The sequence below is a fragment of the Alteribacter lacisalsi genome, assembly GCF_003226345.1.
Classification (GTDB): domain Bacteria; phylum Bacillota; class Bacilli; order Bacillales; family Salisediminibacteriaceae; genus Alteribacter; species Alteribacter lacisalsi.
The window spans coordinates 1,399,045-1,411,388 of the sequence record NZ_PDOF01000001.1 but is presented as its reverse complement, the minus strand read 5'-3'; the positions used below and the strand labels follow the sequence as shown (position 1 = coordinate 1,411,388).

The following is a 12,344-nucleotide window of genomic DNA, read 5'->3' as shown; positions in this document are numbered from 1 at the left end:
ACGGTTTGGATCTATAATTATAAGAAAGAAGTCGTATTCTTCCGAATCATCGAAGGAGCTGTTGAGTAATGAAGTGGGCCAGGCGTATTTTTCAAAATCTCATTCTTCTCGGCTCTCTCACATTTGCTGTTGTGCTGATCTCTGTCGCTGTTGCTCTGTACCTGTGGCAGTCGACGGATGCAGGGAGGCTCCCGGCAAAAACAGCCGTTATCCTCCATGCGATAAATAATAATCTGGTTACACTTGATATTGATATCAGTCCTCCGAGAATTGTGACAGGGGGAGGAGGGGGCGGGGGGAACCCGCTTCTCCGTGAAGATATGCATGTTCCGGTTATGGGAGACGTGCAGGTTCCTGTAAGGATCTACAGACCCCGCGGAGAGGGTCCGTTTCCAATAGTTATGTATTATCACGGGGGTGCATTTATAGAAGGGTACGGTGATATTGATACGCACGACAATATCGTCAGATCGCTCGCGGCAAGCACGAACAGTGTCGTCATTTCTGTCGGCTATCGGACAGCACCCGATTATGTTTTTCCGACGGCTGTTGAGGATAGCTACGCAGCACTTAGATGGGCTGAGGAAAATGCCGCTAATTTTAACGGCGATCACGAAACGATCAGCGTGGCGGGAGACAGTGCCGGCGGCAACATTGCGACTGTGATGACGCTTATGAGCCGGGACAGACAAGGGCCTGAAATTACAAGCCAGGTACTTTTTTATCCACTGACAACGTTTCAGGACATTGACCTCCGCTCACGTGAAATCTATGACAGCGGCTATTATCTTCTTTCAAGGCAGGTCATGTACCGGGCTCGGGATCTTTATACACCTGAAGAGAGAATGTGGTCAAACCCTTATACGTCACCTCTTCATGCTGACGATTTAACAGACCTTCCCCCTGCTCTGATTATTACTGCTGAATTCGATCCTTTACGTGATGAGGGAGAGGCTTATGCAGAAAAATTGTCTGAATCAGGCAACGTGGTGAGAGCGACAAGGTACAGGGGGGTTATGCATGGCTTTGTCTCGTTTTACGAAGTCATGCAGAGCGGAAGGTACGGTATGCAGGAGGCTTCCAGTTTTCTTCGTCAGTCACACGCTGGGGTTCTGCAGGAAAGCCCTTATCAGCTTCAGGTACGACAGCCTCCTCAGGGAATGGACCGGGTGAGGGAGCAGGCAGAAGCTTTTGCGATTGCTGCCTATCTGCTTGGCCGTACAGGTGTGGATCTTCTGAATCCGTAGATTGATTATTTCTGCCAGAGAATGGAGGTACACAGTTGAAACTAACGAAAATTTCAGTCAGGCTCCTGGGTGCTGGCCAGATTATATTTACAGCAGCGTATTTCGGTTACCTCCTGTTCGTAGGATTAAGCTGGGGATTCACCCCGAGGATGGTACAGCTATTTGTTACAGACAGCATTTTTCTTTTCTTCATTCTCAGTGCGATCGGTTTGCTGCTGATAAAAACATGGGGGTGGTGGGTGACTGTCATTCTCTATGGAAAGCTGCTCTTAAGTAAGTTCATTGGGACCGGAACAGAATGGTTCCTGATCAGCACCGGATTGATTGCCGAACCCTTGGACTGGGGAAGGGCCACCGCCGATCTGGGTATTCTTCTTCTTTATGCGGGAGTTATTATTCTGCTGTTTACACATTGTTTTCGAAAACTGTTCGGTCTTACAGAGCGTCGGGGAAGACTGATGATCATGACGGCGATGGGGGTTATTGTTCTATATGCAGTATATTTTACCGTTACCCTGGCTCTTGTCCTTGCAATGGGGTTTTAGGAAAGCCTTTCCGGGCTTTCTTTTTTGCTGTTTAGGAATATATAAATTTCGGTAACTGTGGATATTTTTTTTTATGCGGAGTAGCACGCCGGCAGTGAGACTCCTGCGGCAGTGGGTTGGCAGGGTGAGACCCCGCAGGGAAAAGCCCGAGGAGGCTCAGCGCCACCGCCGTGGAAAGCGAACGGCCGGCGTGAAACGGAGCTTTTATGTTTAGGCGCGTCTGCGCTATTGTTCTTCGTGCGGTTACGCCATCCCTTTGGCTTAAGGATGGTGCAGTGTTAAAATAAAACCGTACATAAAGATTCAGAAAGCATCTATTTATTGAATACCGTCAGCAGACAGAAGAGGAGCAGATTATGGACCACAAACTTAATCCAAGAGTGAAACACATACAGATTTCAGGTATACGCCAGTTCTTTAACAGGGTTAGTGATTACCCGGACGCCGTTCAACTTACGATCGGCCAGCCGGATTTTCACACTCCTGCTCATATTAAGGAGGCTGCAAAAGCTGCCATCGACGAAAACGTCACCCGCTATACAAAAAATCCGGGAGAGGACGGCCTGACAGAGGCAGCTGCTGCATTCGTAAAGCGCAAATACGGACTTCATTACAGTCCTCTGACGGAAGTGATAACCACGACAGGTGCTTCTCAGGCAATCGACATCACCATGAGAACAATTCTCGAGGAAGGGGACGAAGTGATTCTTCCTGGACCGGTTTACCCGGCATATGAACCGATCATCAGGCTGTGCGGAGCTGTCCCGGTCTATGCAGATACGAGGGAAACAGGATTTAAGCTGACAGCTTCTCAGGTAAAAGAAGCTGTTACGGACCGCACGAAAGCAGTCATGATACCTTATCCTTCAAACCCGACCGGGGTGGTGATGAACAGAGAAGAGCTTCAGGGCATCGCTGATATCCTGAAGAACAGGGACATCTTTGCCGTATCCGATGAAATTTATTCAGAGTTGACTTATGGAGGCCCCCATACTTCCATTGCGTCGCTGCCAGGAATGAAGGAGAAAACGATCGTCATTAACGGTGTCTCAAAATCCCATTCCATGACTGGATGGCGGATTGGATTTGTCTTTGCTCCGGCATCTGTCAGACAGCATATTCTGAAGGTTCACCAGTACAATGTGAGCTGCGCTTCCTCGATTTCACAGCGCGCTGCACTAGAGGCCCTCACAGCAGGCGCAGATGATGCTGCTCCAATGAGAGACGAATACGTGAAAAGAAGAGATTATATGTACATACGGCTCACCAAAATGGGACTGCCGGCAGAACAGCCGTCCGGTGCCTTCTATATGTTCCCTTCAATCCAGGCTTCAGGGATGGGGTCATTTGAATTCTGTCTCCAGCTCCTGGAGGAAACAAAACTTGCCGTTGTACCTGGAAATGCTTTTTCATCCTATGGTGAAGGCTACATTCGTCTGTCATTTGCCTATTCAATGGAAATCCTTGAAGAAGCACTGGATAGACTGGAAATATTCTGGAACAAAGTGAGAGGATAATTACGAAAGGGGGAACAGATGATGGAGGAATTGCTGTTTGTTTATGGCACACTCAGAAAAGGGGATGTAAACCATTTTTATTTAAATGGTTTTGATTGTGTCAGGGAACAGGCATGGATGCAAGGTACGCTGTATGATACCGGACTCGGTTACCCCGCAGCAGATACCCAGGGGAAAGCAAAAGTTTACGGGGAATTGTACCGAATTCCGAAAGAGCAGTGGGAAGCTCTACATCAGCTTGAAGGATATGACGGGAGTGGGACCTCTCTTTATGTACCGGAAACAGTGATGGTTTCAACAGATACAGGAAAGATGAAGGCAAGCGTGTACATTGCAGGAAGCGAGCGTTTGAAGAAAGAAGCAATTGAATGCGGAGACTGGCTGAGAAAGCAGTTTGAAGCAGAGAATGAAGACACTTTTCTTTATTTTGCATATGGCTCGTGCATGGATAAGGAACGCATCCGTGAAGCCGGGATGGAAAATCACTTTCAGGAAATCACCGGCTGCAGTCTTGACGGCTACCTTCTCAGATTTACTATTGCCTCCAAGAGAGACGGTAAAGGAAGGGCGGATCTGGTTGAAGAAGGTAAGTCGTGTGAAGGACTCCTTTATCGTGTTAACCGTGATGCTCTTGAATATCTATACAGGAGAGAAGGGGTTCATGCAGGCTCCTACAGACCGGCATTTGTTAATGTTCAATCTCATAACGGTCCGGATTTAACCAAGGTTCTGACTTTCCTGGTCAGAGACAAGTCGCCAGCAGAAATTCCCCCTCCGGATCATTATGCGCTGGAAATTTTGAGAGGGGGGAAAGGCTGGCTGTCCGAGACGTATTTGTCATCCCTTGAGACGCATATTCATAGTCTTCAGTTTCAAAATAAATCTCACGGTGAGGTGTAAAGCCGATGTGCGGACGTTTTGCGATGTATTCAAATGCCTATTTCCTGGAGAATCTACCTGACCTTGAAAATCCTGAAATCACTGAACAGGCAGCCAGCCGCTATAACGCAGCACCAGGTCAGGAAATCCTGACTGCTGTAAGCGGGAAAAAGGGAATAAGGGCAGGGTTTATGAAATGGGGACTCGTTCCCTTCTGGGCAAAGGAGCCTTCGATTGGGTATAAAATGATTAACGCACGGGCTGAAACTGCTGATGAAAAACCGAGCTTCAAAAATCTTTTAGGCAAACGGCGCTGTCTGATTCCGGTTAACGGTTTTTATGAATGGAAAAAGGAAAACAGCTGCAAGCAGCCTTATTATATATTTCCAAAAAAAGGCGGCCTTTTCTTTTTTGCCGGACTGTGGGACCGCTGGGAACAGGATGGAACCACGCTTCATACTTGCACCATTCTTACAACTGAAGCAAACCAGGTAATGTCCCCTGTCCATCACAGAATGCCCGTAATCCTTAATCAAGAAGGACAGGACATTTGGCTTGACCGGGATCAGACAGACAAGTCCTCCTTTAAAAAACTTCTGGTACCGTCTCCTTCCGAATCGATGGATCTGTACCCCGTTTCCCAATATGTGAACAAAGCCGGCAACGAAGGGCCTGAATGTATTGAAAGAATGGAATTTTAAACAGTCTTCCCAATTTTTTTCAGCATCTTTCTGATCGTATTTGTATTGGCTGCAGCCTCTTCATTGCTCACGGGTTTAAATAGTAGCGGATAACGGTCCGTCACATATTGAAATGTCAGCTCAGACGGAGACTGCAGGCGTTCTGCCTCCTTCCAGGTAAGGGGTACAGCACATGCACCTTCAGCAACTGCACGCATGGAAAAAGGTGCGATTATGGTCTTCCCTTTCCCGTGCTGCAGGTAGTCGATATACATTTTTCCTTCTCTTTTCGTAATTCTCCGCTCCAATGTCCGTTTTGCCGGGTCCTTTTGAGCAAGATACTCTGCACAGAATTTCAGGAAAATCCGGCATTCGCTGTAGCTAAACGACCCGGGAGTGAATGGAAGATACACTTGAAGCCCTTTTCTGCCGGATGTTTTCACGAATGAAGCCAGTTCAAAACGATCAAATATTTCTTTCAGGTCAAGAGCAGCTTCCTTGGCCATTGAAAATGCTGAACGATCAGGCGGATCCAGGTCAAGAAACATCTCACAGATTTCTCCGGCTTCGTTTTCAGGTGGAATGTGAAACTCCAGACATGCCTGATTGCCAAGCCAGAGCAATGTATTCAGCGAATCTGCCACTACAGCATTCTGTCCCTCCCACTGTATTGTCCTTACAAATGAAGGGGCCTGATTGGGAGCGTTTTTCTGGTAAAAGGATTTTCCCTCAACGCCGTCAGGAAAGCGGATTACGGTGAGAGGGCGTCCTGATAGCCAGTATAAAAGGTTCGGGGCTGCTTTCTGCAAATACAGCAGGAAGTCCCTTTTTGTAAATGCCAGATCCGGGTACATCGGCTTGTCCAGATTTGTAAAGGGCTGCTCATCCGGCAGGGGATGGAGATCGTATGCCAGATGCCGTTCTGTAAAGGTCTTATCATCAGCTGATGATCCGAGGAGAAAGGAAGCAAACCTGGGTTCTCTCAGTTCATTTTTTTCACACCCGATACATAAAAGAGACACAGGGACCGGATCCGGAAGCCGGATCTCTTTTTGTTCTTTACGCCCGTTTTTCCTGATAATTGCTTTCAGGGCATCTTTTTCACTGCTGCTCATTCCGTGAAGAAAGGAGCCGAGCTGAGCCATCCGGCCATTTTGCAGATTGCCAACGGTAAAGTAACCGTTGGCCTTTTCTCCTGTTATCAATACCATGACATTACGGTAATTTTTTACTTTGATCCACCTGTCTGACCGCTCCGGGACCCACCTGCTTTTCCGGTCTTTAGCAACGATTCCTTCTCCTTGGTTTGCCGTCACGGATGACCACAGACGGTCCGGGTTTTCCGTATGCGGCACATACTGAACGGGAATATCGTGCCGCGGGTCAGGCTCTTTCGGCCAACCCATCCTGAAGAACAATTGCGCCATAATATGCTTTCTGTTTTCGTACGCCCGGCCGGTTATCTCTTTTCCTTTTATTTTCAGCAGGTCAAAAGCTGTAAAGAACGCTCTGAACTCCTGTGCATGACGGGTAGCGGATTGATCGCTCCGCATTCTTCCCCGCTTTTGACACACAGAAAAATCAGACGACCATGGTGTTTTCAAAAAAACAAGTTCCCCGTCCAGTTTTAAAGGCATAAAAGATCGGAGCCTTTCTTTACAGGAGTGAAGAAACTGGATCACTTCAGGAAATTGGCTGCTGAGGTCTTTGCCGTTGCGGCTTGTCAGGGTGATTTTGCTTAGGCTGCAGGTCAGAACAGCTCTGAAACCGTCATATTTCACTTCGTAAACCCATCTTCCATCATTATCAGGCCAGGTATCCCGCCTCGTTGGCAGCATCATGGCATTCACCTCCGTCTCTATACATAATGTGCCTGTTTTAGCCCACAATTAGTAATAGAACGAAAAAGGAGGGCTGTGTCATGCACACAATCTGGAAGGGAACCATCAGCTTTGGTCTGGTAAACATCCCTGTTAAGCTTCACGCTGCAACTGAAAACAAAGATGTTTCACTCAGGCAGCTTCACAAAAAGTGCCATACGCCTATACGCTATGATAAGGTTTGTCCCCACTGCAAAAAATCAGTGGACAAAGACGATATAGTCAAAGGCTTTGAACAGACGAAAGATCAGTACGTGATTATAGAAGATCAGGAACTTAAAGAGATTCAGAAGGTTCAGGCCGACCGGGCAGTGGAAATTCTGGACTTCGTTCAAATGAAAGAAATAGACCCGGTTTATTTTGATAAAAGCTATTACCTTTCTCCTGGAGACGGAAGTGTAAAAGCTTATTCGCTCTTAAGGCAGGCCCTTGATGAATCAGGAAAAATCGCCATAGCAAAGATTATGCTGCGGGCTAAGGAGCACCTGGCTGCACTCCGGGTTTATAAAAACACGCTGCTCATGGAGACGATCCATTTTCCTGATGAAGTGCGCGATGCCGGGCAGGTTCCCAATGTACCTGAGGAGAGTAAACTTTCCAAAAAGGAACTGAATACAGCCAAGATGCTGATCGATAACCTGACTGCGTCTTTTGAACCTGAAAAATATACCGATGAATACAGAGAAGAACTACTTAAGCTGATCGCCAGCAAGCGCGAAGGTAAAGAGACCGTGAAAGTGGAAAAGCCTGAACTGGATACGTCTAATGTGGATAATCTGATGGATGCTCTTCAGGAGTCAATTGAAAAAACGAAGAAGAAGAGGAAACCCGCCGCATCAAAAAAGAAGGCACCTGCAAAAAAGAAGAACGCTTAATCCGGGGCCCAAGGCTGTGACATAAGAAATTGTGCAGGTGAGCATCCGAACAGAGATGGAGCTAAGCTGATGAAAAATCCGCAAAATGACTTCGGTGTGAAAACGAAAGCCGAGCCAGGCAGGGCGAAGCAGGCGGCTTCCCTGTAAAGCAGAGTAAATTTCATCAGCGTTTTCCTTTTCCCCTCAGACTACTGTTCGAATTTTTAATCTTGATTTGCCGCAACTGATTATGGCCTGATTTGCGTTTTAACGGTTAGGTTCTGCTGATGAGGGTATAAAGCAGTAGTTGAAAAAAACGAAAGATTGTGAAATAAACTGCTTAAACTCACTATTTCACAAATAACTCAAAAGACTCGGAACGGGCGTTCCCCCCAGATGAGGAATTAAAAGGCAGATTACCTTGCGAAGAATGATGAAAAAGGGAAATTTATTGAGGAAAATTCTAAAAAATCTCGAATTTCTTTTGAGGATTATTTCCTATAGTGATAAAATAAACGATGTAAGCGTTTCACACGCTTTTTCTATTAATCTTATTTTCCTGCATTTACATATTAAAGTACGAAAGGATTCAGATCGTACAAATTGGAGGTCCTGGAGTCATGAGTACAAGTAACGTTCAATTGGATGAGGGCTGGTCACAGTTTCACGGACCAAACCTTGGTTATGTACTGGAAATGTATGACCTGTACACAGAAGATCCGGAAGCTGTGGACGGTGAGCTAAGACAGTTCTTTGAAAAGTGGGGAGCCCCTTCCGGTAAGGATGAGCAAGAAAAGCCTTCCCAGGGCGGAGGAGATGTATTTGCTGCGGTCCAGGCTGCGAAGCTTGCAGATGATATCCGCCGCAACGGGCATCTGATTGCCGATATTTCCCCTGTCGAAGACCGGCGATCAGAAGAGTTGTTCAAGCTGGAGAACTACCAGCTTTCTGAAGAAGCACTTAAAGCGATCCCGGCCGAGCTCCTTACACCTGATGCGCCGGGGAGTGTAAAAAACGGGCTAGACGCCGTCAATCATCTCAAAAAAGTGTACAGCTCTGCACTTGCTTTTGAGTTTAATCAGGTTCACGATCTGGAGGAGCGTCAGTGGCTGTTTAAAATGGTAGAGTCTGAAGAATACCGTCCTGCTTTTACAGAGGAGATGCGAAAAGATCTGCTCAGCCGTCTCAATCACGTAGAAGGTTTCGAGCACTTTCTTCATAAAACATTCGTAGGGCAGAAGCGTTTTTCCATTGAAGGTCTGGACGCCATGGTTCCGATGCTTGATGACGCAGTTAAGGAATCGGTCCAGGACGGAGCTAAAAACGTGATGATCGGAATGGCGCACCGCGGCCGATTGAATGTCCTCGCCCACGTGCTTGGTAAGCCGTATGATATTATCTTTTCCGAGTTTGTTGACGCACCGAATAAAGATCTTGTTCCATCTGAAGGGTCCGTTGGCATTAACTACGGATGGACAGGAGATGTAAAATACCACCTCGGTGCCGACCGTGAGATTGAAGAGCAGGAAGACACGGCTACTGTAACCCTGGCTAACAACCCGAGTCACCTTGAATTTGTAAATCCGGTGGTGGAAGGTTTTGCGAGGGCCGTACAGGATGACAGAAGCAGTGCAGGCTATCCGGAGCATGATCAATCCAAAGCCATGGCCATTCTCATTCACGGGGATGCAGCATTTCCCGGCCAGGGAATCGTTGCGGAGACTTTAAACCTTTCCCAGCTGACAGGTTATGCCACTGGCGGAACCATTCATGTGATTGCAAATAACAAAATCGGCTTTACTACATCCAGTCACGATTCCAGATCCACAAATTATGCAAGTGATCTGGCTAAAGGATTTGAGGTACCGGTCATTCACGTGAACGCAGACCATCCGGAAGCGTGTGTAGCAGCCATGCACCTTGCTTACGAATACCGGAAACGTTTTTCCAAGGATGTACTGATTGACCTGATTGGCTACCGCCGCTACGGCCATAACGAAATGGACGAGCCGGCAGCTACACAGCCGAAACTTTATAAAAACATCCGGGCGCACAAAACAGCCTATGAGCTTTACAGTGAGCGTCTGCAGGAAAAAGGAATCATCGGGGAGAACGAAGGCAAGGAAATGCGCCAGAAGCTTCTTGATGATCTTCAGAATAAGTACGAGGAAATTAAAACAAATAAACGTGAATCCATCGGTGAAATGAACCCGCCTGAGCAGGTAGTAAAACGTCTGGATAACATTGAAACTGGCGTTGACAGAGAAACGCTTAGTCAGATTAATGATGAGCTTCTCAAATTCCCTGAAGAATTTAACGTTTTTCCAAAGCTGAAGAAAATACTCCAGCGCCGGGAAAGGGCATTTGAAGGTGAGGGTGCCATTGACTGGGCTTTGGGAGAAACTCTGGCTTTTGCGACGATTCTTCATGACGGCAAACCGATCCGGCTTACCGGACAGGACTCGGAACGTGGAACGTTCTCACAACGGCACTTGGTTCTTCATGATCATGAAACAAGTGAGAAGTACTCTCCGCTTCATAGAATGCATCATGCGAATGCATCTTTTGCTATCCATAACAGCCCGCTGTCAGAGGCGGCAGTTGTCGGCTTTGAGTATGGCTATACCGTTCATGCACCGGAAACACTGACAATCTGGGAAGCCCAGTATGGTGACTTTTCAAACGGCGCGCAGGTGATCTTTGACCAGTTTGTCGCTGCCGGCCGGGCTAAATGGGGCCAGAAATCCGGACTCGTCCTGCTTCTTCCGCACGGTTATGAAGGACAGGGTCCGGAACATTCCAGTGGACGCGCAGAGCGCTTCCTTCAGCTGGCTGCGGAGAACAACTGGCACGTAGCAAACGTGACAAGTGCAGCCCAGTATTTCCACCTGCTGCGCAGACAGGCATCCATTCTCGGAAAAGACGAGGTCCGTCCACTTGTGGTGATGACACCGAAAAGTCTTCTCCGGAACAGTAATGTAATTTCCAAAGCGGACGAACTCGCTTCAGGCTCATTCCAGCCGATTCTCGAACAGCAGGGACTGGCTGAAAATCCTGAAAACGTAAAACGGATTGTCTTCACCACCGGAAAACTTGCGATCGACCTTGCTGAAGCCGCGGAGGACCTGGAAGATAAAGATACGGTTCACGTTGTCCGGGTTGAAGAGATTTATCCGTTCCCGAAAGAGCAGGTTAAAACCCTTAAGGAAAAGTATCCGAACGTAACGGAATGGGTCTGGGCACAGGAAGAGCCGAGCAACATGGGCGCCTGGCACTACGTACTTCCTAATCTGAAGGAGCTTGCTGATGACGGTGTGGACGTACTTTACATCGGGCGCAGAAGAAGATCAGCTCCTGCAGAGGGTGATCCAAAAGCACATAAAAAAGACCAGCAGAAAATTATAGAAGATGCATTGTCTGTAAACAGCGAAGGGAGAGAAGAAGAATGATTGAAATCAAAGTTCCTGAACTAGCAGAATCCGTAACAGAAGGTACAGTAGCCCAATGGCTGAAAAAGCCTGGTGACAAGGTAAACAAAGGTGATGACCTTGTCGAGCTGGAAACAGACAAAGTAAACGTGGAAATCTCCGCGGACGAAGCGGGCACGCTTCTTGAAGCCCTGTTTGAAGAAGGGGATACAGTTAAAGTCGGTGATATCATCGCAAAGCTTGATGAATCAGGTACCGGTGAAGCATCTGATACTAAAGATGAAGAAAAGAAAGAAGCGAAAAAAGAAGAGCCCGAAGCGAAAAAAGAGCAGCCTAAAGCATCTCAGGATGATCAGTCTGACGAAGGGTCCGAAGATGCAGGCGGTCCTGACCGTCCGATTGCTACTCCGTCAGCAAGAAAATATGCCCGTGAAAAAGGAATTGACCTGAGTGAAGTAGCAGCGCGGGATCCGCTGGGCAGAGTCCGTAAAGAGGATATCGAAGAACATGAGTCCAAATCAAAAAAACAGGAGTCAAAAGCTTCTGCTCCGGCTAAGAAAGAAGAGCCGAAAGATGACCCATCCAAACCGGTAGAGCGCGTCAAGATGTCCCGCCGCCGCCAGACTATTGCCAAACGTCTGGTTGAAGCACAGCAGACAGCTGCGATGCTGACAACATTCAATGAAATTGATATGACGAACATTATGGAGCTGCGTAAACGCCGCAAGGACAAGTTCCTTGATGACAATGGAGTGAAGCTTGGATTCATGTCGTTCTTCACGAAAGCTGTCATCGGCGCCCTGAAAAAATACCCGCTTCTGAATGCGGAAATCCAGGGTGATGAAATCGTCATGAAGAAATTTTACGATATCGGCATGGCCGTTTCCACAGATGATGGTCTTGTGGTACCAGTAGTTCGTGATGCAGACCGTCTGGACTTTGCGGGAATCGAAAAGGAAATCGGAGACCTGGCTAAAAAAGCCCAGAACAGAAAGCTTACACTCGGCGACCTTCAGGGAGGAAGCTTTACCATCACAAATGGCGGCGTGTTCGGCTCTCTCTGGTCTACGCCGATCCTTAATGCTCCTCAGGTGGGAATCCTGGGTATGCATAAGATCCAGATGCGTCCTGTTGCAGTGGATAACGACACATTTGAGAACCGTCCGATGATGTACGTTGCTCTGTCCTACGACCACAGAATTGTGGATGGCAAAGAGGCTGTCGGTTTCCTTGTTAAAGTGAAGGAACTGATTGAAGATCCGGAATCTCTTCTTCTTGAAGGATAAACAGTAATTTAAAGTAAACTTTACCCGT

9 protein-coding genes are annotated in these 12,344 nt (G+C 47.5%); 8 read left to right on the top strand and 1 reads right to left on the bottom strand.

All coding sequences use genetic code 11. The features are described from left to right. The first annotated feature begins 68 nt into the window (after nucleotides 1–68). The 5 genes from CR205_RS06930 to CR205_RS06910 all read left to right on the top strand — a co-directional run bounded on the left by CR205_RS06930 (nucleotide 69) and on the right by CR205_RS06910 (nucleotide 4,889). Nucleotides 69–1,247: an alpha/beta hydrolase gene (locus CR205_RS06930; protein WP_110518198.1), complete on the top strand. Its 1,179-nt coding sequence runs from the start codon at nucleotides 69–71 to the stop codon at nucleotides 1,245–1,247. A gap of 35 nt (nucleotides 1,248–1,282) precedes the next feature. After that, the gene (locus CR205_RS06925; protein WP_110518197.1) at nucleotides 1,283–1,792 is read left to right on the top strand and encodes a hypothetical protein; all 510 of its coding nucleotides are present in this window, start codon (nucleotides 1,283–1,285) and stop codon (nucleotides 1,790–1,792) included. Between the two features lie 356 nt (nucleotides 1,793–2,148). After that, entirely contained in the window at nucleotides 2,149–3,309 is a 1,161-nt protein-coding gene (locus tag CR205_RS06920; protein WP_110518196.1) for an aminotransferase A, read from the top strand. Nucleotides 3,310–3,327: 18 nt separating this feature from the next. Then, nucleotides 3,328–4,209, top strand: a complete 882-nt coding sequence (locus tag CR205_RS06915; protein ID WP_110518195.1) for a gamma-glutamylcyclotransferase — start codon at nucleotides 3,328–3,330, stop codon at nucleotides 4,207–4,209. Nucleotides 4,210–4,214: 5 nt separating this feature from the next. Further along, nucleotides 4,215–4,889, top strand: coding sequence for an SOS response-associated peptidase (locus tag CR205_RS06910; protein WP_110518194.1), 675 nt, complete (start codon nucleotides 4,215–4,217; stop codon nucleotides 4,887–4,889). On the opposite strand, the gene ligD is transcribed toward CR205_RS06910, so the two are convergent. After that, the gene (ligD, locus tag CR205_RS06905) at nucleotides 4,886–6,709 is read right to left on the bottom strand and encodes a DNA ligase D (protein WP_110518193.1); all 1,824 of its coding nucleotides are present in this window, start codon (nucleotides 6,707–6,709) and stop codon (nucleotides 4,886–4,888) included. The two genes, CR205_RS06910 and ligD, sit on opposite strands and share 4 nt — an antisense overlap. A gap of 80 nt (nucleotides 6,710–6,789) precedes the next feature. Between ligD and ku the strand changes: the two genes are divergently transcribed. From ku to odhB, 3 genes are all read left to right on the top strand, one after another. Then, the gene (ku, locus tag CR205_RS06900) at nucleotides 6,790–7,623 is read left to right on the top strand and encodes a non-homologous end joining protein Ku (RefSeq protein WP_110518192.1); all 834 of its coding nucleotides are present in this window, start codon (nucleotides 6,790–6,792) and stop codon (nucleotides 7,621–7,623) included. A gap of 599 nt (nucleotides 7,624–8,222) precedes the next feature. Further along, nucleotides 8,223–11,051, top strand: coding sequence for a 2-oxoglutarate dehydrogenase E1 component (locus CR205_RS06895; RefSeq protein WP_110518191.1), 2,829 nt, complete (start codon nucleotides 8,223–8,225; stop codon nucleotides 11,049–11,051). Further along, nucleotides 11,048–12,316, top strand: coding sequence for a 2-oxoglutarate dehydrogenase complex dihydrolipoyllysine-residue succinyltransferase (gene odhB, locus CR205_RS06890; RefSeq protein WP_110518190.1), 1,269 nt, complete (start codon nucleotides 11,048–11,050; stop codon nucleotides 12,314–12,316). Before CR205_RS06895 ends, odhB begins: the two co-directional genes overlap by 4 nt. The last annotated feature ends 28 nt before the right edge of the window (nucleotides 12,317–12,344 follow it).